This window comes from Flavobacterium sharifuzzamanii (assembly GCF_003254585.1).
Taxonomy (GTDB): domain Bacteria; phylum Bacteroidota; class Bacteroidia; order Flavobacteriales; family Flavobacteriaceae; genus Flavobacterium; species Flavobacterium sharifuzzamanii.
In genome coordinates this window covers 183,613-203,231 of sequence record NZ_QJGZ01000042.1, presented here as the reverse complement: position 1 = coordinate 203,231, position 19,619 = coordinate 183,613, and the positions used below count along the sequence as shown (strand labels likewise).

Below are 19,619 nucleotides of genomic sequence, written 5' to 3'. Positions count from 1 at the left end.
AAAAGGGGAATCAGCAATAATAGAATATTTCGACAGAAAATAGTTTTCCGTCTTTAAATTCTAAGCGAAATTGACTCTCTTCCATTATAATACTGTAAATGTGAGGTGATTTTAGAGAAGCTTCAATATAAGTTCCATATTTTTCAATGAAAGCTTTTTCAGACAGTGTATGGTCTAAAATAGCATTAGAATTTACAATGAATTTATTGTTTTCGTTAATGAAAACTTTAATGATTTCTCCTTGATTTTGTTTTTCATCAACAGAAACTTCCAAATCTGGGTAGTAATAAAATAAATCACTTAAGTAAATACCACATTCGTCTGAAATCTGAGCTTTTTTATTGGGATTTCCCATAGTTTTAATCAAATCAGTTTTAGAAATGGTAACCGATTTTGTTTTAAATCCTTTTAAGGAATAATGCGATTTTTGAGTAAATGCGATAATCTGTTCGTTTAATTTATGATTAGCAAGCCCTTTGGCTAAGGCCATATTTAGTTCGGTTTCTTCTAATAATTTTGGGTCGTTGATTTGTTTTACAACTTCATAATATCTTTGATATGCTGGTGTAAGTTTAGCGTATTCGCTGTTCCAAGCCAATTCTACAATTCTTTCACTAACTGTTTTACGTTCGTTAAGAGCATTAGCATCAAGATTGTCAAATTCTTTTAAAAGAGCATCAAAATTAGGTCTTGAACCAAGAAATTTTCTAAGTGTATGTTTCGAATATTCTTCATTAAAACTACCATTTATATTTACCCATTCATCAGGATTTATGGGAAGATAGTTTACGGGAACAGGATCTCCGGTAAATAAAATTTCTCTGATTTTTGAACTCTTATCGGGCAAAGCTCTCGCTTTCAGTCCTGCAGCGAGAACAAAAAGATGATTGCCTCCATAGTAAGCATCGCCGCCCTCAAGAATTGGGTTCTTAGGATCTTTAATTTTTATATCTTTTGCATTAAGACTTTTAGCGATATATTTTTCTTGGATATATCCTTCGCTCAAATTATCGGCTTGTATTTTGTACCAGCCATTTTGATTTTCTGATAACAAACGGACTTCAGCGCCATACTTAAAATATCCTAAAAAATCTGCAGATGAATTAGGCGAAGTGAAAAGTCTTGTGTCTGAATTTAAAAAATAACGTTCTTGAGAATGAAGTAGAATGGAGCAGAAAAAGAGTAAGAAGTAAAGTTTTTTCATAAAGTTGATTTTGTTTTTTGCCACAGATTAAAAGGATTAAAATGATTTTTTTACGCAGATTTGGCAGATTCTAGCTGATTGAAATAAAAAATCTGCGAATATCTACTTAAATCTTTTTAAATCTGCGTGAAATAAAAAATCTGTGCGAATCCTTTTAATCTGTGGCAAACAAATATTTTAGCAATCAGCCATATTTACGGCAACTGCAAGACCTCCTTCAGAAGTTTCTTTGTATTTTGAATTCATGTCTTTTGCTGTTTCCCACATCGTGTTAATCACTTTGTCTAAAGGTACTTTAGCATTTTTGGAATCAGTTTCTAGAGCTAATTCAGCAGCATTTATCGCTTTAATTGCGCCCATTGTATTTCTTTCAATACAAGGAATCTGAACCAAACCTCCAATTGGATCACAGGTTAAACCCAAATGATGTTCCATTGCGATTTCAGCAGCCATAAGAACCTGAGCAGGAGTTCCGCCCATCAATTCGCATAAAGCTCCAGCAGCCATCGCAGAAGAAACGCCTATCTCAGCCTGGCATCCGCCCATTGCTGCAGAAATAGTAGATCCTTTTTTGAAGATACTTCCGATTTCGCCAGCGACCATCAAAAATTGTTTGATTTCTTTTTCGCCTGCACTATGGTTTTCAATCACCATATAATACATTAAAACGGCCGGAATTACTCCAGAACTTCCATTTGTTGGAGCTGTAACAACACGACCTAGAGAAGCATTTACTTCATTCACGGCAAGTGCAAAACAGCTAACCCATTTTAAAATCTGGCGAAATTTAACTTCAGTTTTTCTAATTTCTTCCAGCCAGCTTTGTGGGTCAGTATAATTTGATAATCCAATTAAATTTTGGTGCATGTCAAAAGCTCTTCTGCGCACGTGAAGTCCGCCAGGAAGAATACCCTCTGAGTGGCAGCCAATGTACATACACTCCAGCATAGTATTCCAAATACGCATTAGTTCAGAATGCACTTCGGCTTCTGGACGCATTGAAATTTCATTTTGATATACAATTTCAGAAATTGTCTTGTTTTCAGTAATCGTATAATTCAATAATTCAGCTGCGTTTTGAATTGGGTAAGGAAACGCACATTTTATTGCTTTCTTTTCCTTAGCATTGGTACGCTCTTCTTTTACAACAAATCCGCCTCCGATAGAATAAAAAGTTGATTCATATTCAGAGTCATCCGATTTATAAGCTGTAAATTTTAATCCGTTGGCATGAAACGGAAGAAAGTCTTTATTGAAAACAATGTCTTGAAGAAAAAAGAACGGAATCATTTTTTGGTTACCCAAATTGATTTCGTTTGTAGTTTCGATTTTTTTAATAATTCCTGCGATATCTTCAACAGGAATATATTCAGGATCTTGTCCACTCAATCCGAGCATTACGGCAAGATCTGTTGCGTGGCCTTTTCCAGTTAAAGAAAGTGAGCCATATAAGTCGACTTTTACTCTAGTAATATCGTCTAAAATTGCTTCGTCTTTGAGCTCTTCAAGAAAACGTTCAGCAGCACGCCAAGGACCTAAAGTATGTGAGCTTGAAGGACCAACGCCAATTTTAAGCATATCAAAAACAGAGATACATTCTTCCATTGTTCAATTTTTATTAAGACAAAGATAATCGAATAATGCAATTATGATTATTTTTTGAATGTTAATCTTGCATATTTGTTAAAAAAGATATTAAAATTTAATAATTCGGCAACGAAATAAATTTAAAACCTTAATATGCGCTTTACGTAAAAAGTTAGCTATTTTTAGGTATTTTTGTAAAAGAACGAGTTATTAGAAATACTCGATTCGTCAATATTAATACTTCATGGATTTTGTTTGAATTCTGAAAATGTCTTTTTACAAATTATAATGCCACAAGAAGATAAAGTTACCATATGATAGAATTTTTCAGACATCTATTACAAGAATTCGAATTACCTTTAAGTAACCCTGTATTAATTTTTTCATTAATACTTTTTATAATTCTGCTTTCACCAATTTTACTTAAAAAGATTAATATTCCAGGAATTATTGGACTTATTATTTCGGGAGTTATTATTGGACCTCATGGATTAAATATTTTGGCAAAAAACTCTGCGGTCGATTTATTTTCGACAATCGGACTTTTGTATATCATGTTTATTGCAGGATTGGAATTGGATATGAATGAGTTTAAAGCCAACAGAAATAAGAGTTTGCTCTTTGGTCTTTTTACCTTTATTCTACCGCTTTCTATCGGATTTCCAGTTTGTTTTTATTTGCTTCAATATGATTTTAATGCTAGTTTTTTGACAGCTAGTATGTTTGCAACTCACACTTTGGTTGCGTATCCTATTGTAAGTAAATTGGGAATTGCCAAAAATCAGGCGGTTGCCATTACCGTTGGAGGAACTATTTTGACCGATACTGCCGTTTTGATTATTCTGGCTGTAATTATGGGAAGCGCTCAGGGAAATTTAAACCAAGCATTTTGGGTAAAATTAATAATTTCTTTAGCTATTTTTTCTGCCATAATGTTTGTAATTATTCCACGTGTTGCAAAATGGTTTTTCAAGAAATTAGAGAGTGAAAAACATGCCCATTATATTTTTGTGCTTTCTGTCGTTTTCTTTGCCGCTTTTTTGGCTGAAGTAGCTGGAGTAGAGCCAATCATAGGTGCTTTCGTAGCAGGTTTGGCATTAAATCCGCTTATTCCGCATTCTTCGGCATTAATGAATAGAATTGAGTTTATTGGAAACTCATTATTCATTCCGTTCTTCTTGATTTCAGTAGGAATGTTAGTTGATGTCAGCGTTATTTTAAGTGGACCAACTGCCTTAATTGTAGCAGGAACTTTAAGTGTAGTAGCCATATTTGGTAAATGGATTGCGGCATTTTTTACTCAGATTGTTTTTAAATATACAAGAACTGAAAGACAGCTAATTTTCGGATTGAGCAGTGCGCATGCAGCGGCAACTTTAGCTGTAATTCTGGTGGGTTATAAAGCTAAAATTTTAGACGAAAATATCTTAAACGGAACAATTATCCTGATTCTGATTACATGTATTGTGGCGTCATTTGCTACTGAAAAAGCTGCTAAGAAAATTGCAATCTGTGAAGAAGAATTTTCACATGACGATACAGGAAGAGATCAAATTTTAGACGAACACATTCTTATTCCATTGGCTAAAACCTCGGCAGCGGCAAGTTTGCTAGATTTTGCGCTTTTGATAAAAGATAAAAAATCATCTAACCCAGTTACTTTGCTGACCATTGTTCCTAATAATAATCAGGCGGAAAAAAATATTTTGAAGTACAGAAAAGCAGCTGATAAATTTGTTATTCAGGGTTCCGCTTCAGAAGTTAAAATCAATACCATTGCCAGAATTGATCATAATCCTGCGAGTGGAATTGCCAGAACTTCAAAAGAAATTATGTCTGATATTGTGATCGTGGGATGGCCTAGAAAAACAGGATTTATTGATAAAATTTTTGGAGAAAATGTAGATTCGATAATCAATAATGTTGATAAAACTTTGTTTATCTGTAGGTTTCAGAAAAATTTTATCGAAGAAAAAAGACTGGTTTTTATCTGCCCTCCATTTTCTGAAAGAGGCGTTGGTTTTCATTTGCTTCTTCAGAAAATATGCCGTCTATCACAGGAATTAAGCATTCCGATTGTGCTTCATGCCGAATACAAAACGCATGAAACCATTCAGCAGCTTGCTAATAATTTAAAACTAAATGCAAAATTAGGATTCAAAAATGTTTCGGATTGGGAAGATTTTGAAAGTATCTCAGACGAAATAAAACCAACTGATTTAGTTGTCTTCAACCTTTCTAGAAAAGGCTCTGTTTCGTATCAGTCTATTTTTGATAAATTGCCACAGAAATTCGAGAAATATTTTGACAGCAATAATGTAATATTGGTCTATCCGCAAGACGATCGCAAAGAAAGCGCAATGGATGCTTACGAAGATTTTACGGCATCGCCTTTAGCAAAAGGAATTGAAGCTATAGAACAGATTGGACGAGGCATTGGAAGTATTTTGAAGAAAAATTAGGCAATCTTTAAAAGCTGCAAATCGAATAAATGAAACAAAAAGTCCTGTTAATTGTATTGATCGCAATTACTTTTACAGTAAGTGCACAGAATAAGATGAAAAGCACAAAAGAACTTATAGATAAAGCCGATCCAGGCTGGCCAATTGTGGAAGAGTGGATTAAAACTGCAAAAAATAAAGTAGAGATTCTACCAGTTGATCAAGCGAGAGCAAATGAGACCTTGTATAAAACCCAAGTTACAACAAGGTCAACTATGGGAGCTGTAATTTTTATGACAGGTGGTCTTTTAATAGATGATGGATGGATTAGAATTTTAGGTTCTGGAAGTTCAAAATTTAATAGAACATTGCCAGATTGGAATAAAGGAAAATCATTTAATGAATTTGGCGAAACACCAAGTTTCCTGCTGATTGCTGATGACGCAATTGGCGGATTTTATTTATTGAATGGAGGCGGATTAGGAAATGATCTTGGAAAGATCTATTATTTCTCGCCTGATAATTTAGAATATGAACCGCTTGATATTACGTACTCGGAGTTTTTAGGTTTTTGTTTTAATAATGACTTGGATAAATTCTATGAAGGGAATAGATGGAATGGATGGCGTGAAGAGGTGTCAAAGTTAAAAGGTGATGAAGTTTTTAATTTTTATCCATTTTTATGGACAGCTGAAGGAAGTGATATTAATAAAAATACACGAAAAGTTATCCCAATTCAAGAGCAATACAATTTAAATCTTGATTTAAGAAAACAAATTGGTTTCGGACAATAAAGCTTGAAATAATTTCAAAAGAACATAAATATGAATCACAATGCTAAGTCAATACGTCCATTTATAGGTTCTAAAAATTTTGAAATATCAAGAAGTTTCTATCGCGATTTAGGATTTGAAGAAACGGTTTTAGAATCTAATTTTTCGGTTTTTAAAACGGGAGAAATCGCTTTTTATCTTCAAGATTATTACGATAAAAGCTGGATTGAAAACACGATGATTTTTCTAGAAGTTGATAATGTTGAACGTTATTACAACGAACTTTTAGCTTTGAATCTTCCCGAGAAATATGAAGGAGCAAAATTAACTCCGATAAAATATTTAGATTGGGGAAGCGAGTGTTTTCTTCATGATCCAGCTGGAGTTTTATGGCATTTTGGGAAGTTTAAATAGGCAATATTTTTTGCCACGAATTGCACGAATTTCCACCAATTATTATTCAAATTATAGAGTTGACAAATTCGCGTAAATTTGTGAAATTTGTGGCAAGCAAAAAAAAATCATCTCAATCCAAAATCACCCAAAATACGAGTAGTGTTTTTTCGCTGATACCAATCATTATAAACCAATTCTAAATTTTTGACTTCAAATTCTCCAAAATCATAATCACGGAATTTCTCTGCAATTTCAATTAATTTTTTCGGATTTTGAAGTTTTTCCTGAAAACGCATTACTGTAGAATGTGCGGTAGAAATTTCATATCGACTATCAATAGATTGCTGTAATCCTGAATTTTTGAAATTCTCTCGAAGTTTATTTCGGAGATTATTCAGAGTTTCATCGCTTGGAAAACCCTGAATCATAATTGCCGAAGGCGAAGCAGTTATACCTTTGTAGTGAATTTTTATTTTCTCAACATCGACCAGACTTCTGCAAATTACTTCGATATATTCGTTTGGTGAGATCTGATTTAAAGTAAATTTATCCGAACAAGAAATAATCGACATTACTGTAATATGAATATCTGAATCGGGATAAAAATACTGCTCGGGTTCAGCTTTTTTTAATTCACTGATAAATGACTGAATATTAGCTTTGATTTCATCATTTGGGCGAATAAGCAGTGTAATTCCGAAACGGGAATCTGATTCATTTTTAAGTTCAGAGTCAATAGAATATTTTCCTGCCGAAATAATTTCAGAAGATGTTTTATAAAGCTGATTGTAATGTTCGGTTAAATTCATTTCTGTATATTATTCTGCCTCAAAAATCGATTTTAGAAGCTTTTGTAAATCATGTTTATTGTTTTCTCCGCCACCTTTCCATTTCCCAATAATAATGCCGTTTTTATCAATAAGAACTTTGTGAGGAATTCCGCTTACGAAATAATCTTTATCTATAGAACTGTTATTTTCTAAAATTGAAATGTGTTTCCAAGATTCGATTTTATCTTTTTCAATGGCCTTTTTCCAAGCATCTGATTTTTCGTCTTTTGTAATGCTTATGATTTCAAAACCAAGCGATTTATAATTTTTGTATAACTCTCTAATATATGGCAATTCCTCGCGGCAAGGAGCACACCAGCTAGCCCAGAAATCAATTAGAACATATTGTTTGTTTTTAAAATCGGCAAGCGAAATGTCTTTATTGTCAATATCTTTCAGATTAAAATAGGGCGCTGGACTCCCAACTTTGCTTTGTTTAAAGTATTTTAATTTCTCGGACATTTCTTGTCCTTTTTCAGAGTTTCTTATTTCTGGCGTGAAATTTTCAAAAACTTCCACGAAAGTGTCATAAAAATTCATTCCAATAAAACGACTAACATGAAGTCGTATAAGTTGTAAAGCGTGGTATGAATTAGGATGATTTTCAGCAAAAACAAAATCAAGTTTTAATTCTTCAATATCATTTTGATCTTTTGCATTTTCCAATTCATCCAAACGAAGATTTAATTGATTTTTAAGTATGGAGTCTTTTTCAATCGCAATTTTCGAATACACTTCTTTTTGCAGTTTTACGATTGAATCATGAACTTTTTTTGTGGGTTTATGAAGTTCTAAAATTTCTTTTTCAACTGCAGCTTCGTCTTGAGCGAAACCCAAAAAGTTTACAAAAAAGGTAAAAAGCAAAAAAAGAAGGTTTATTTTTTTCATTAACTAAGATTTTGTAAATAATAAGAAAATAGGATTTAAGATTACTTCTTTTTTACTTTTTCAAGATTTTCTTTTACTCTAAACTTAACAATTTCTGCTATTAAGTCAAAAGGCATTGGATCTTTCAGAGGAAATTGGACAGAACCTTTTCCGGATTTATATTTACAAAGTTTTTCTGCAAATGCTTTATGTCCAGAAGGTAGAGCGTAAAGTCCGATATGGTTTTTGAAAGCCGCAAAATAAACCACAATTCCATTCTGCTCAAAAGCTGGCATCGAATAACTGATTTTTTCTTTAGCATCTGGAGCCGCTTTCTGAATCGTCATTCGGACTTTTTCTAGAATTTCCTGGACTTCATTCGGAAATCCGCCAATGTATTCGTCTATGTTTTCGGGTTTTTTAACTTCCATTTTCTTTTGTTTTTTGAAGTTTCGAGTTTCAAGTTTCAGGTTTCAAGTTTCAGGTTTCAAGTTGCCTTTCTTTACAGTAAAATTTTTTACGCAGAGTTTGCTAAGATGTTTTTAACTAGATACTTAAGTTAGATCCTGTATATTGAGCTCGCAAAGCGTTGTCTGTAAAAAGTTTTATCTGCACAAAGCTTTGTGAACTTTTTCATTTTAAATGACCCACAAAAAAACTTAGTGTACTTTGCGTAACCCTTTGCGATCTTTGCGGTAAAAATAGCATACAGATTTTGCGGTTAAATCATATGTTTAAGCAAGACCTTTAGGAAAACGATCCAAGACCAAATTTAATCGTAAATTATGCTCTAAATAAGCTTTTGCTCCAGCAAGAACCAAAGTAAAACCTTCAGTTGAGTTGCGAACTTGATCGATTATTTTATCCGAATCTCCGTGAAAACCAGAATTGGTTATACTCACAAAAGTTTCATTTTCATTTAATGGACTAAAAACCCATTCGACTAAAGTAATTTCGTCTGGATTTCCCCATTCGATTACAATCTTTTTATTTTCTTGCACAACAAGTGTGGTTACTGAAAGCGAAAAACCATACATTTCCCAAGTCCATTCGGTTTTTTGATTTTCTTCTAATTTTCCTGATCCTTTCGTAAACCAAAATTTACTCGTAATCTGAGGATCAATAAAAGCCTGAAAAACCTCTGAAACAGGTTTTCTAATCAGCATTTCGGCCTTTGCATATTTATTGTTTTCTGTTTTCATGGTTTAATGTGTAAAATGTGTAAGGTAAAACAGGAGTTTTTTTTCGGACTTCTAATTTAAGAAAGAAATTTTGAAAAGAGAATAAAAAAATCCATACAAGTATTTTGACCTGTATGGATTTGTTATACTAAATTTAAAATCTATTCTCTTATTGTAGTTTTATCATGCAATGCTATTTCGGCAATTTCATCTTTTCGTTTAAAGCTTACGCCTGCATGTTGCTGCATGTATTTGATAAGATCGTTTGTTGCTTTTACCATTTGCGGAGTTCCTCCAATACGATCATGAAAACTAATTGACATTTGTCGGCGTTGCGTTTCACTTTCGGCGTATAATTGATCAAATTCCATTTTAACTTGTTGGAAGAATTGATCTGCCGAGAAGTTTTTCCCTTCAATCAAAACAATATCATTACATCTGAGCGTATAGGGAACAACTGTAAAATCTTTATTTTTTACCTGTATAATAAAAGGTTCATCGCGGCTAAGATCGTCTATGTGATATTTAAAACCAAGTTCTTGTAAGATATCCAACGTATTTTGCCCTCGGCGTAACCAGTTAGCATTGTAGCCAACAGGAGTAAAGCCTGTGACTTTTTTTATGGCATCGACTCCATCTTTTATAAACTTTTTTTCTTCGTCATACGGCATGGTGTATTGCGTACTCCAGCTCATTCCGTGTGCGGCAGCTTCGTGGCCTCTTTGGACAATTTCTTTCGCCAGTTCGGGATTTTTTAACACAGCGGTTCCAACCATATGCGAAGTTACTTTTACGCCTAATTTATCCCAATTATCAAGCATACGCGGAATGCCTTCTTTGTATCCGTATTCATACCAAGTTGCAGAAGGTAGGTCTATAAAACCTTTTTGTATATTTTGTGGAAACGGGCTTTCAGCATTTTGAGGCTGTCCGCCAGCTTCAAATTGCATTGAGATCGAAACCACTAATCTGGAACCATCTGCCCATTTTGTTTTTTGCGGGGAGAAAAGAGGTGTATTTTTCGAAACTTCCGAAAAGGTTTCAATGGGATTTATCATTCCAACCATTCCTATTATTCCAGTTTGTTTAATAAAATTTCTTCTTGAACTCATGATGTTTATTTTTTAATTAAAGTATCAATTGCCCAGCTGTTATAATCTGCAAAATGCAAAAGCAAAGCAAAAAAAGCGATGTGAATTAATTGCGACGGAATAGCTTCCCAGTTCTCAATCATCGAAGTGCCAAATAATAAGATGAGCATAACGACTGCTCCAGCAACTAAAGAAGGTTTAGTAAAGATACCTAATAATAAGAAAAGGCCGATTGCAAATTCGGCTATTGGTAGAATATAGCTGAATGGTGTTATAATGATTTTAGGCAGCATTGAATTTTCAAAGCTACCAACCATCCAATTGCTGAAAGAGACAAGTTTTGGCAGACGAACTAATCCGTGGCCAAACATACTGATAGCGATTGCAAGACGTAATAATAAAAAAGAGGTTGTTTCCATATTGATGTGATTTTATAATACAAAGTTGCTGATAACGACTTTTTAAAATTTGTACAATCATTGGAATAATTTGTATTTTTGGAAGATGGAAATTAGAAACTTACACCGTCCTTTTGAACTTCAGTTTTTAGAAGTTTTAGAATACGAACCAAAAGAACGTAAAAACACCTTCTTTGAAATGGTGTTTGTTTTAGAAGGAAAAGGAACTCAAATTATCAACGATCACCGATTGCCGTATAGCAGTGATAAGTTTTTTCTAATTTTTCCTCAAGATACACATAGTTTTGAAGTCACTGAGAAAACCAAATTTTTCTTTATACGCTTTAATGACAGTTATCTTAAAACACAAAACAGTGATTGGATTCAGAAGTTGGAATTTATTTTCCATAACCACAATCATATGCCGGGCTGTATTTTAAAAACTATAATAGACAAACCTTTAATAAGAGCAATGATAGAAGCGCTTATTAGAGAAGAAAAAAGTCAGTTTCCGCAGCAGCAAGAAGTTATAAGGCAAATTATAAATACAATTATAACGATAGCAGCGAGAAATATTTCGCTTATGACTCCTCTCTCTGTAAGTGAGGTTAATGCAGTGCCAAGTCTAGATTTATTGAACTATGTTCATCAAAATATTTATCGTCCAGATCAATTAAAAGCAACGAATATGGCATCAGCATTTAATATTTCGCCTAAATATATAAGTGAGTATTTTAAAACCAAAACGGGGCAAAGCATACAGGAGTATACAATCGCGTACAAAATAAAACTAATTGAAACACGACTGAAATATACCAATATGCAAATTAATGAGATTGTATATGAATTTGGTTTTAGTGATGCAAGTCACTTGAATCGATTGTTTAAAAAACATAATGGAGTAAATCCAAGTGACTATAAAAAGCAGTTTAAAAGTGTTGACAAGGTCTAATTCTGAAATTTAAGATTGTTTTTTATCAATCCATTTCCCAACAGTTGGCGCAACATAATTCTTCATTTGTTTGAGTAAATCGTCAATATTTTCGCTAACCAAAAGCATTTCTCGGTTTACTTCTTTCAGGAATCCTTTTTTGGTCATAGTTTGCAATAATTCAATCAGGGAATCATAATAACCGTTTACGTTTAAAACAGCGATTGGTTTTTTATGTAATCCTAATTGTGCCCAAGTTAGCATTTCGAAAAGCTCTTCAAGTGTTCCAAAACCTCCAGGAAGCGCAATTACACCATCGCATAAATCGTTCATTTTGGTTTTTCTTTCGTGCATGCTTTCTACCAAAATTAATTCGGTTAAGCCTAGATGAGCAATTTCTTTTGATCTTAAAAAGTCCGGAAGCACGCCAATTACTTTTCCGCCTGCATTTAAAGCTCCGTCTGCAACTGCACCCATCAAGCCGACGTTGGCGCCACCGTAAACTAATTCTATATTTTGCTCAGCCAAAGTTTTTCCTAAAGCAGTGGCTTGTTCTTCATAAATTTTTTCAGTGCCAAAACTAGAGGCGCAGAAAACAGTTATTCTTTTCATTGTTTTTAATTATAAGTTATAAACGATGAGTTATGAGATAAAAATCAACTTATAACTCATCATTTTTTTTGTAGTTCATATTCAAAATAAGGAAAATCAGCGCCGTTAATGGTAAATGTCAGTTCGTTGATTTTTTCTGCTCCGAGTTTTAATACCGCTTTTTGAGAACGGAAATTTTCTGCTCCGATATGAAAAAGCACCGAATTAACATGCTGGAAAGCATAATCCATCATTAATTTTTTATTTGAACTATTATATGGTCCGCCCCAATATTTTCTTGTAATGAAAGTGTAGCCAATTCCAACATTCGATTTTTCTGGATTATAGTCATAAAAACTTGTTGTTCCCATTACTTCATTGGTTTGTTTGTCGAGAATTAGAAACGAACTTTTTGTGATTATTATATCAAAATAAGTTTTAAAACCTTCTCTTGTATATCGGTCTTTTACAGGATTTTGTTCCCAAATTAAAGGATCAGAAGCAGCTTCAAATAATGCTTCAAAATGTTTTTCTTCTAAAGGAATTAATTTTGAAATTTCATTTTCTAAGAAATCTGGCTGTAAATTGAAGTTGTTTATTGTCATATTTTTTAATTGTTTAATAATTAATAACACAAAGTTTGTCATTTCGAGGAACGAGAAATCTTCGCAAGAAACTCCATAACGAGAGTTCAACCTTTGTCGAGCTACTTATGGAGATTTGCTTCGCCAGTTCGCTAGCGCTCGGGTCTCATTCCTCGAAATAACAAGATTATCTATAATATATTTATAAAAAAATTATATCTGTTTAATCTGAACACAAGAAACATTTTGCATTTTAATCTGTTTCCCTACTTTCTTTAATAATCCGGTTTTAGAATCTCTTTTAAAAACAACAACATTATTGGTTTGAACATTCGAAGCCACTAGAAATTTTCCGCTTTCGTCAATAGCAAAAATACGCGGATGTTTTCCTAGCGTAGATTGATAACCAATGTTTTTCAATAATCCGTTTTCATCAATAGAGAAAATCGCAATATTGTTTTCCTTGCCTCGGTTTGTCGCGTAAAGAAATTTCCCATCAGGAGAAATATGAATATCAGAACTTTCAAAGCCTTCTTTAATTTTTTCAGGATGTGTGGCAATGCGCTGAACTTTGTTTAAAACACCATTTTCATAATTGTAAACGCTTATCTGTCCCGCCATTTCTTCAATACAATATCCCCATTTTTGATTTGGATGAAAAGTAAAATGTCTTGGCCCAGCTTCTAAATCAGTTTTCGTAAATGGATTTTGAGTTTCTATTAAAGGTTTTTTCTGATTTTCATCAAAAGCATAACTGCGAATTTTATCGGCACCTAAATCGGGTAAAAATAAATAATCGCACTTTGGAGAAAATACTGCCGAGTGCACATGAGATTTGGTTTGTCTGTCTTTATTTACACTTCCATCTGCATATTGAAAATTCTGCGCAATCGAATCGATTTTACCGTTTTCTAGAATGGGATAAACCGAAACGCTTCCTTCTGTATAATTGGCATTGGCAAGCCATTTTCCGTTTTTATGCACGCTGACGTAGACTGGATTTTCGCCACCGCTTCTCTGGCTGTTTAAAAAAGTCAAAGTTTTTGCTGTGGGATTAAATTCAAAACTGCTCACGCTTCCTGCATTTGGAGTTTTAGTATCTGTGCAAGCATAAACATATTTACCGTTTGGAGAAACCGTTAAATATGATGGATTCACAATATTTTTAACCGAAGTGAACTTAGTCAATTTTCCGCTCAAAGTATCCAGTTGATAAACCTGAATTGTTTCAGCCGTTTTATCACGATTATAAGAACCCAAAAAGACGTAAGTGCTTTGAGAAAAGATATTAAATGTTAGGAGAAACGTTATGGTTATGTAGGTTAGTTTTAGTTTCAAGGTTTAAGTTTTATTTGTTTTGGTTATGAAATGATCTTCAGTCTAAATCCGAAAACGGGCAGTTCTCCTTGCATAAAATCTAAATCTTCAGATCTTTTAAAACCAAGATTTTCATACATTTTCCAAGCCGTTTTCATTGATAAAGTCGAATGGATAATAAGTTGATTTTGATGGTTTTCGGTTGTTTTTTTAATGCATTCTTGAGTTAATAGTTTTCCTATTCCTTTTCCGCGAGTATTGGCATCAACAGCTAATAACCTAAATCCGGCAGCATTTTTTTCTTGCGTTGCAATGCCTCCAGAACCATAATATTGCATATCATTAAAAAAGACAACCGCTCCAAGAATTGTACTGTATTCATCTGTAGCAACCAGAAGTTCAGTATCAGGAAGTTTAGTAAAATCGCCGATATTCGCCAACATTTTATAATAATTGGGTTGTTCATTTTCTTTTGGAAAACCTTCTAATTGTGAATAAACATGAATTAAAAGCTTTCCAATTTCTTCAAATTCTGAAGGAAAAGCATTTCGTATAATATAGCTTGACGTATTCATTTTTTTGTTTGTGTTAGATCCTTTGTTTTACTCAAGGTGACATTACAATTAACAATTAACGAACATTACGCCACCACTGTTTAAATTCTTGTTTATCATTTTTTAATTCAACAGCTTCACCGATCATTGGCGTTACTAGCGGAATCGGGTTTTCTGATAAACTATTTAATTCAGTCACTTTATTTAAAGGTTCATCCCAAGAATGTAGCGATAAAGCAAATTTCGAAGAATGTACAGGAAATACCCTTTTAGCTTTCAAGTCTTTCATCGCTTTTATTACATCTTCAGGCATGTTGTGAATATATTTCCATTTCTCATTGTATTGGCCATTGTCAAGTAAAGCAATATCAAACGGGCCATATTTCTCACCAATTGCTGCAAAATGCGAATCGTAACCGCTGTCTCCACCCAAATACATTTTAAAATCTTTGGTTTCCAGAATAAAAGAAGTCCAAAGCGTGTTGCATCTTTTAAAACCTCTGCCAGAAAAGTGACGGGAAGGAGCAGTATGAATGGTTAGATTTTGATCTAATTCGATTTTTGAATACCAATCTTTTTCAATAATAATTTCAGGAGAAAAGCCCCAGAATTCTAAGTGAGAACCTACTCCAAGAGCTGTGATTATCTTTTTGGTTTTAGGTTTTAATTTTAAAATCGTATCGTAATCCAAATGATCATAATGATCGTGTGTAATCAATAAATAGTCAATTTCTGGAAGATCTTCAACTGTATAAATATCAGAACCTTTAAACGATTTTGTTGTTCCAGGAATAGGAGAGGCGTTACCGCTGAAAACGGGATCAATCAAAAAACGTTTTCCTTCCAGCTGAATAAAATAAGACGAATGTCCAAACCAAACTAAAACATCTTGATCTAAAGGAAGTTCTAATAAATTGGTTTTTACTGACGGAATCAAATCTGTCGGGATTTTTCGATCTACTTTTTTAAAGAAAAATTCAAACAAAACTCCAGCCATACTTGCTCCTTCAGCTAAATCTGGCGTAAAACTCTGATTTTCGAATTTTCCGTTTTTATACTGTGGCGAATTTTGAATCTGGACTAATCTTGCGCCCGAAGGTGCTTTTCCGAATTTTGGATGCTGTAGAAACATATAAATTGCAAAAACAATCAGGCATAATAGAATTAGGAATGTTATCATTTATTTTGTGGATATAAATTTTGGGTATATTCAATTGAAAGTAAAATTATCTTTTTTAGGGTTTCGATATCAATATCAGCCAATTTTTTAATGTAAATACAGGCTTTTGACGAAGTATGTTTTCCTAGTTTAGATAAAAGTGCTTCTCTTTTTTCTTCTGGCAAATAGAAGTAAACTGTCATTGCTGTTTTTCTTGGCGAAAACCCCGCAAGTGGCGCATCTCCTTCATGTCCGCTTTCATATTTGTAGTGATAACTTCCAAAACCAATAATGCTTGGGCCCCACATTTTGGGTTCAAAACCTGTTATTTCCTCAATTATTTTTAGAAGTTCAAAAGCATCGTTTCTTTTAACGTCATTTTCAACAGCGTTAATAAAATCAGTAACACTGTTTTGAGTTTCTGTAGTTTTATTTTTTGCCATTTTAGCTTACTTTTTCTTTAATAAATTGCTTTTTAAAAGAATGTTTTTGATTTTAAATTCAGTCGCATAAAACAAACTAGCATCTTCAGGCATTTGATTTTCCAATGCAATCAAACTAACATCGCTTTCTGGGAAATACAAATTTACGCCAGAAAACCCGTCTCCCAAACCTGTATGTCCAAGATACTTAACAGATTCTTCTTCTACAATTCGAATTCCGTACCCATAAGGCTGTTTTTCTTTTCCGAAGAAATTATGCTGAGATAAAATGGTATTTTTAATTAACAATTGATACGATTCTGGTTTTAGAATCTTTCCTTTATGAAGATTATTGTTCCAAATTGCTAAATCAGAAACGGTTGAAATTATGCCGTCTGCGCCTAAAGTTTCATCTGTGATTTGTCGTGAGGTATCAGGTTCCAATTGATTTTTTTCATTATAATAACCTGTTGCCAGATTTTGTTCTTTATCTTTTGAATAGCAAAAAGTGTGATTCATTTTTAATTTCTTAAAAAGCGATTCGGCAACCTCTGTATAGCTTTTTTTAGAGCTGAATTCGACAATTTTTGCAACCAGATTAAAGCTTAGATTTCCGTATTTAAAATCGGTTCCAGGTTTAAATGCCAACGGTTTTTGTAAATCGACAATTCCGTGAGAATGATTTAAAAGCTGATGAACCGTTACCGAATCTGCCCAAGTTTGAGTTAATTCATGAAGATATCTTTTGATTGGTGCATTCAAATCTACTTTTCCTTTCTCAACTTCCAATAAAAGCAAAACGGCAGCAATTAATTTGCTATTTGACATGATTTCAAATTGGGTATCTAATTTTAAAGGTTTTTTAGTTTCAAAATTTGAAAAACCTTCAACTTTTGAATACAGTGTTTTTCCGTTTTGAGAAATCAAAACCACGCCATTAAATTTAGGATTTGAGTTTTGAAGTATACTATCAATACTTTTTCTATAATCGTCTTTTTTTTGAGCCGATGAATTGCAAGAAGCGAAAATTAAAACAAATAATAAGGAAATTTTGACGATGAAGTTCATTTATAATTGTTAATGGTGAATTGTAAATAGTTAATATTTAATGATTGTTCAATTGAATATGGTTAATGATTTTTCATAGTATTTTATAATTAATAATTCACCATTAACAATTTATAATTAAATTAAAACATTCCGTTTTCATTAATAGAATCTTTGGGAACAGGTTGACCAAGATCCCAAAGTTCGACGATTTTATCCGATTTGAATTTGAGAATATGCACGACGGCAAAACCAATGTCTGAGCGCGTTTGTTTGAGATGCGAATGTACAGCAACAAGGTTCCCGTCTTCTAAAATATGATGTATTTTAAAAACTTTATTTGGGTTTGTTCTGGCTGATTCTTCCATAGCAAGCATTAATGTCTGTGCATCACCTTTGAAGTAGGCATTGTGGTGTTTGAAATTCTTTCCGACATATAATCGAAAACCTTCGTGAGGATGCCCTTTTGCTGCTAGTTTCAGGAAGTTTTTAGCGATTTCTTTATTAGTCATAATTCAAAATTTAAAAACAAACTAAGTTATGAAATAAAGCGCTATAAATTTTGCAGAAAATACTACGGAATTTATAAAATTAAACTTCTTCCGATTTAATTTTAGAAAGATCAATGCCCAATTTAGTAAATTCTTTTCCGCCTAATTTGGTAACGTAAAAATGTTTGTTTGAAGCTTCTTTTTTGCTTCCATTTTTCCTTTATATTTTCTTTTTTACAGCAATTTTAGAAGCCAGATAAGCCATTGGAAGATAAGCAAAAACTAAATCAACAATGCTGAACCAAATTGGAGATGGAAGTGTAAAAACCATTGTGATGCCGCCAAATAAAAAGAAAGCCCCAATAACAAAAGCTAATTTGGTTTTGTTAGAGGCAGCAGATAATGCAGTTGTAAGCGCTCCAGCAAAAGTTCCGATTGCGTGGGCTAAAAATGGAAAAAGAAAATGCTTTGGCTCGAATAAGTGCATAGTAGCTTGTAAACCTTCTGTTGTAGTAACATCAGCACCATTTGGAGGCGGAATTATGGAACCGCTTATTAAAATAATGCTCATATTGACAATGCTTCCGATAACAAGACCTGCAATTACGGCCAAAGTATTTCTTAAAAATGGGTTCATAGCTTTCGTTTTTATTAGTATAACGAAAGTAAGAAATTTATTCTTTTGATGATAATGCTCTTTCGGTTTCTATTTGAGGTTTTCCAGTTGCATTAGGTTGTCCTTTTCCAGTTTCTATTAATTTTTTCAAACTGTTTTCGACATAGTTGCTCCAACCTTTTGTGCAAACATCAAAACATTCGTATTCTGGAACCAAACCAACATGGGTGAAAGTGAGTTTCGTTTTATCGCCTTCTTTCAAAATGTCAAAAATTGCTGTTGTGTTGGTCCATTCGGTGTCGTCTTTGGTAAAACTGAAATAGTTTTCTTCAATCAGCCAGACAATTTTTTGATTCGGAATGACTTCTGTCAATTTTATTTTACAACGGTGAACATCTTCGTAATGATATTTAAATTCATCACCTTTGTTTGCTGTTTTTCCTTCAATTTCTTCGGACCACCAGCCTTTAACGTTTTGTATAGCTTTAAAAACTTCTTCTGGCGATTGGTTGACAAGTATTGTTGTGGTAAAATCGTGTGAGTTCATAATCAATTGATTTTTTAAATTAGTAATGTAAAATTACAATCTTAAAATCAATTGATTAAGGTGCTTAAAAGACAATTTTGAGGTGATTTTCGGACAAACTCTGTTCTTATTCTTTTCGTAAGAAAGCCATCATAAAATTTGCAATGTAAATAGGAGTGGCAATAAAAAGGATAATAAAAATTTCTAAGATTAATACTAAATTTAGCACTAAAGAACCATCAACAAGTGAGAAGTCATTATTTGCAATTAGTTTATAATAAAGAAAAAGAAACCAATAAATCATAAGACTTCCAATCAAAATAATAGAGTGAATTACGGTCAAAGGTTTTGTAAGCTGTTTTTTGAAAACTTTTTGAATTAACCAATAACCTGAGCCCACAAAGAAATAGAGAAAAAAAAGACTAGCAGTAATTTCAAGATTGGAAATTATATAATAAGTGTCATGAATATTAATATCCAGAAAAGAGTGGGGATAAAAACTTTTTATAAAACCAATAATTAAAATTAGAATAGAAACAATCCAAAATAAGTGGTAAGCTTTTATTTTGTTGAAAGGCATAATCTATTGTATTATTTTTTTAAGAATGTCTTT

23 protein-coding genes are annotated in these 19,619 nt (G+C 33.0%); 4 read left to right on the top strand and 19 right to left on the bottom strand.

Annotation, left to right across the window (positions count from 1 at the left end):
• Positions 1-10 precede the first annotated feature (10 nt).
• Both DMA14_RS20645 and DMA14_RS20640 read right to left on the bottom strand, forming a co-directional pair.
• On the bottom strand, positions 11-1,204 hold the full coding sequence (locus tag DMA14_RS20645; RefSeq protein WP_111426395.1) for an SH3 domain-containing protein: 1,194 nt from the start codon (positions 1,202-1,204) through the stop codon (positions 11-13).
• A 177-nt stretch (positions 1,205-1,381) separates the two neighbouring features.
• A complete protein-coding gene (locus DMA14_RS20640; protein WP_111426394.1) occupies positions 1,382-2,809 on the bottom strand; it encodes an L-serine ammonia-lyase in 1,428 nt (475 codons plus the stop codon).
• A 296-nt stretch (positions 2,810-3,105) separates the two neighbouring features.
• Between DMA14_RS20640 and DMA14_RS20635 the strand changes: the two genes are divergently transcribed.
• From DMA14_RS20635 to DMA14_RS20625, 3 genes are read left to right on the top strand one after another with little or no spacing between them, the layout of a single operon-like run.
• Complete coding sequence (locus tag DMA14_RS20635) at positions 3,106-5,253, top strand: cation:proton antiporter (RefSeq protein ID WP_111426393.1); 2,148 nt, start codon at positions 3,106-3,108, stop codon at positions 5,251-5,253.
• 29 nt (positions 5,254-5,282) lie between these two features.
• Positions 5,283-6,026: a DUF2625 domain-containing protein gene (locus tag DMA14_RS20630; RefSeq protein WP_203418348.1), complete on the top strand. Its 744-nt coding sequence runs from the start codon at positions 5,283-5,285 to the stop codon at positions 6,024-6,026.
• Between the two features lie 30 nt (positions 6,027-6,056).
• Positions 6,057-6,419 carry a VOC family protein gene (locus DMA14_RS20625; RefSeq protein WP_111426392.1) on the top strand — a complete coding sequence of 121 codons (363 nt, stop codon included), beginning with the start codon at positions 6,057-6,059 and terminating at the stop codon, positions 6,417-6,419.
• Between the two features lie 107 nt (positions 6,420-6,526).
• Here DMA14_RS20625 and DMA14_RS20620 read toward each other — a convergent pair whose 3' ends face one another.
• From DMA14_RS20620 to DMA14_RS20595, 6 genes are all read right to left on the bottom strand, one after another.
• Positions 6,527-7,210 carry a 2'-5' RNA ligase family protein gene (locus DMA14_RS20620; protein WP_111426391.1) on the bottom strand — a complete coding sequence of 228 codons (684 nt, stop codon included), beginning with the start codon at positions 7,208-7,210 and terminating at the stop codon, positions 6,527-6,529.
• A 9-nt stretch (positions 7,211-7,219) separates the two neighbouring features.
• Positions 7,220-8,119, bottom strand: a complete 900-nt coding sequence (locus tag DMA14_RS20615; protein ID WP_111426390.1) for a TlpA family protein disulfide reductase — start codon at positions 8,117-8,119, stop codon at positions 7,220-7,222.
• Between the two features lie 41 nt (positions 8,120-8,160).
• A complete protein-coding gene (locus tag DMA14_RS20610; RefSeq protein ID WP_111426389.1) occupies positions 8,161-8,529 on the bottom strand; it encodes an iron chaperone in 369 nt (122 codons plus the stop codon).
• A 303-nt stretch (positions 8,530-8,832) separates the two neighbouring features.
• Positions 8,833-9,300, bottom strand: a complete 468-nt coding sequence (locus DMA14_RS20605; RefSeq protein WP_111426388.1) for an SRPBCC family protein — start codon at positions 9,298-9,300, stop codon at positions 8,833-8,835.
• Positions 9,301-9,440: 140 nt separating this feature from the next.
• The gene (locus DMA14_RS20600; protein ID WP_111426387.1) at positions 9,441-10,391 is read right to left on the bottom strand and encodes a polysaccharide deacetylase family protein; all 951 of its coding nucleotides are present in this window, start codon (positions 10,389-10,391) and stop codon (positions 9,441-9,443) included.
• A 5-nt stretch (positions 10,392-10,396) separates the two neighbouring features.
• Positions 10,397-10,789 (bottom strand): DoxX family protein, encoded by a 393-nt coding sequence (locus DMA14_RS20595; RefSeq protein ID WP_111426386.1) that lies wholly within the window; start codon positions 10,787-10,789, stop codon positions 10,397-10,399.
• A gap of 85 nt (positions 10,790-10,874) precedes the next feature.
• Here DMA14_RS20595 and DMA14_RS20590 point away from each other — a divergent pair, with 85 nt between their 5' ends.
• Complete coding sequence (locus DMA14_RS20590; protein ID WP_111426385.1) at positions 10,875-11,720, top strand: helix-turn-helix domain-containing protein; 846 nt, start codon at positions 10,875-10,877, stop codon at positions 11,718-11,720.
• Between the two features lie 9 nt (positions 11,721-11,729).
• Here DMA14_RS20590 and DMA14_RS20585 read toward each other — a convergent pair whose 3' ends face one another.
• From DMA14_RS20585 to DMA14_RS20530, 11 genes are all read right to left on the bottom strand, one after another.
• Positions 11,730-12,311, bottom strand: coding sequence for an LOG family protein (locus DMA14_RS20585; protein ID WP_111426384.1), 582 nt, complete (start codon positions 12,309-12,311; stop codon positions 11,730-11,732).
• A gap of 59 nt (positions 12,312-12,370) precedes the next feature.
• Positions 12,371-12,895, bottom strand: a complete 525-nt coding sequence (locus DMA14_RS20580; RefSeq protein WP_111426747.1) for a GNAT family N-acetyltransferase — start codon at positions 12,893-12,895, stop codon at positions 12,371-12,373.
• Between the two features lie 192 nt (positions 12,896-13,087).
• Entirely contained in the window at positions 13,088-14,212 is a 1,125-nt protein-coding gene (locus DMA14_RS20575; protein WP_111426383.1) for a lactonase family protein, read from the bottom strand.
• 23 nt (positions 14,213-14,235) lie between these two features.
• The gene (locus tag DMA14_RS20570) at positions 14,236-14,766 is read right to left on the bottom strand and encodes a GNAT family N-acetyltransferase (protein WP_111426382.1); all 531 of its coding nucleotides are present in this window, start codon (positions 14,764-14,766) and stop codon (positions 14,236-14,238) included.
• A 55-nt stretch (positions 14,767-14,821) separates the two neighbouring features.
• A complete protein-coding gene (locus DMA14_RS20565) occupies positions 14,822-15,925 on the bottom strand; it encodes an MBL fold metallo-hydrolase (RefSeq protein ID WP_111426381.1) in 1,104 nt (367 codons plus the stop codon).
• Positions 15,922-16,347 (bottom strand): DUF1801 domain-containing protein, encoded by a 426-nt coding sequence (locus tag DMA14_RS20560; RefSeq protein WP_111426380.1) that lies wholly within the window; start codon positions 16,345-16,347, stop codon positions 15,922-15,924. The genes DMA14_RS20565 and DMA14_RS20560 overlap by 4 nt, the downstream gene beginning before the upstream one ends.
• 6 nt (positions 16,348-16,353) lie before the next feature.
• The gene (locus tag DMA14_RS20555) at positions 16,354-17,394 is read right to left on the bottom strand and encodes a serine hydrolase domain-containing protein (protein ID WP_111426379.1); all 1,041 of its coding nucleotides are present in this window, start codon (positions 17,392-17,394) and stop codon (positions 16,354-16,356) included.
• A gap of 122 nt (positions 17,395-17,516) precedes the next feature.
• On the bottom strand, positions 17,517-17,885 hold the full coding sequence (locus DMA14_RS20550) for a nuclear transport factor 2 family protein (RefSeq protein ID WP_111426378.1): 369 nt from the start codon (positions 17,883-17,885) through the stop codon (positions 17,517-17,519).
• A gap of 199 nt (positions 17,886-18,084) precedes the next feature.
• On the bottom strand, positions 18,085-18,501 hold the full coding sequence (locus tag DMA14_RS20540; protein ID WP_111426377.1) for a hypothetical protein: 417 nt from the start codon (positions 18,499-18,501) through the stop codon (positions 18,085-18,087).
• A 37-nt stretch (positions 18,502-18,538) separates the two neighbouring features.
• Complete coding sequence (locus tag DMA14_RS20535; protein ID WP_111426376.1) at positions 18,539-19,027, bottom strand: SRPBCC family protein; 489 nt, start codon at positions 19,025-19,027, stop codon at positions 18,539-18,541.
• A gap of 106 nt (positions 19,028-19,133) precedes the next feature.
• Positions 19,134-19,586 carry a hypothetical protein gene (locus tag DMA14_RS20530; RefSeq protein WP_111426375.1) on the bottom strand — a complete coding sequence of 151 codons (453 nt, stop codon included), beginning with the start codon at positions 19,584-19,586 and terminating at the stop codon, positions 19,134-19,136.
• Between the last annotated feature and the right edge of the window lie 33 nt (positions 19,587-19,619).

What these genes read in the sequence shown, in the direction of transcription:
- DMA14_RS20640 (WP_111426394.1), bottom strand. Translation starts at nt 2,809, where the DNA reads ATGGAAGAATGTATCTCTGTTTTTGATATGCTTAAAATTGGCGTTGGT.
- DMA14_RS20625 (WP_111426392.1), top strand. Translation starts at nt 6,057, where the DNA reads ATGAATCACAATGCTAAGTCAATACGTCCATTTATAGGTTCTAAAAAT.
- DMA14_RS20610 (WP_111426389.1), bottom strand. Translation starts at nt 8,529, where the DNA reads ATGGAAGTTAAAAAACCCGAAAACATAGACGAATACATTGGCGGATTT.
- DMA14_RS20615 (WP_111426390.1), bottom strand. Translation starts at nt 8,119, where the DNA reads ATGAAAAAAATAAACCTTCTTTTTTTGCTTTTTACCTTTTTTGTAAAC.
- DMA14_RS20570 (WP_111426382.1), bottom strand. Translation starts at nt 14,766, where the DNA reads ATGAATACGTCAAGCTATATTATACGAAATGCTTTTCCTTCAGAATTT.
- DMA14_RS20600 (WP_111426387.1), bottom strand. Translation starts at nt 10,391, where the DNA reads ATGAGTTCAAGAAGAAATTTTATTAAACAAACTGGAATAATAGGAATG.
- DMA14_RS20635 (WP_111426393.1), top strand. Translation starts at nt 3,106, where the DNA reads ATGATAGAATTTTTCAGACATCTATTACAAGAATTCGAATTACCTTTA.
- DMA14_RS20620 (WP_111426391.1), bottom strand. Translation starts at nt 7,210, where the DNA reads ATGAATTTAACCGAACATTACAATCAGCTTTATAAAACATCTTCTGAA.
- DMA14_RS20565 (WP_111426381.1), bottom strand. Translation starts at nt 15,925, where the DNA reads ATGATAACATTCCTAATTCTATTATGCCTGATTGTTTTTGCAATTTAT.
- DMA14_RS20595 (WP_111426386.1), bottom strand. Translation starts at nt 10,789, where the DNA reads ATGGAAACAACCTCTTTTTTATTATTACGTCTTGCAATCGCTATCAGT.
- DMA14_RS20590 (WP_111426385.1), top strand. Translation starts at nt 10,875, where the DNA reads ATGGAAATTAGAAACTTACACCGTCCTTTTGAACTTCAGTTTTTAGAA.
- DMA14_RS20540 (WP_111426377.1), bottom strand. Translation starts at nt 18,501, where the DNA reads ATGAACCCATTTTTAAGAAATACTTTGGCCGTAATTGCAGGTCTTGTT.
- DMA14_RS20630 (WP_203418348.1), top strand. Translation starts at nt 5,283, where the DNA reads ATGAAACAAAAAGTCCTGTTAATTGTATTGATCGCAATTACTTTTACA.
- DMA14_RS20605 (WP_111426388.1), bottom strand. Translation starts at nt 9,300, where the DNA reads ATGAAAACAGAAAACAATAAATATGCAAAGGCCGAAATGCTGATTAGA.
- DMA14_RS20560 (WP_111426380.1), bottom strand. Translation starts at nt 16,347, where the DNA reads ATGGCAAAAAATAAAACTACAGAAACTCAAAACAGTGTTACTGATTTT.
- DMA14_RS20530 (WP_111426375.1), bottom strand. Translation starts at nt 19,586, where the DNA reads ATGCCTTTCAACAAAATAAAAGCTTACCACTTATTTTGGATTGTTTCT.
- DMA14_RS20585 (WP_111426384.1), bottom strand. Translation starts at nt 12,311, where the DNA reads ATGAAAAGAATAACTGTTTTCTGCGCCTCTAGTTTTGGCACTGAAAAA.
- DMA14_RS20535 (WP_111426376.1), bottom strand. Translation starts at nt 19,027, where the DNA reads ATGAACTCACACGATTTTACCACAACAATACTTGTCAACCAATCGCCA.
- DMA14_RS20645 (WP_111426395.1), bottom strand. Translation starts at nt 1,204, where the DNA reads ATGAAAAAACTTTACTTCTTACTCTTTTTCTGCTCCATTCTACTTCAT.
- DMA14_RS20580 (WP_111426747.1), bottom strand. Translation starts at nt 12,895, where the DNA reads ATGACAATAAACAACTTCAATTTACAGCCAGATTTCTTAGAAAATGAA.
- DMA14_RS20550 (WP_111426378.1), bottom strand. Translation starts at nt 17,885, where the DNA reads ATGACTAATAAAGAAATCGCTAAAAACTTCCTGAAACTAGCAGCAAAA.
- DMA14_RS20555 (WP_111426379.1), bottom strand. Translation starts at nt 17,394, where the DNA reads ATGAACTTCATCGTCAAAATTTCCTTATTATTTGTTTTAATTTTCGCT.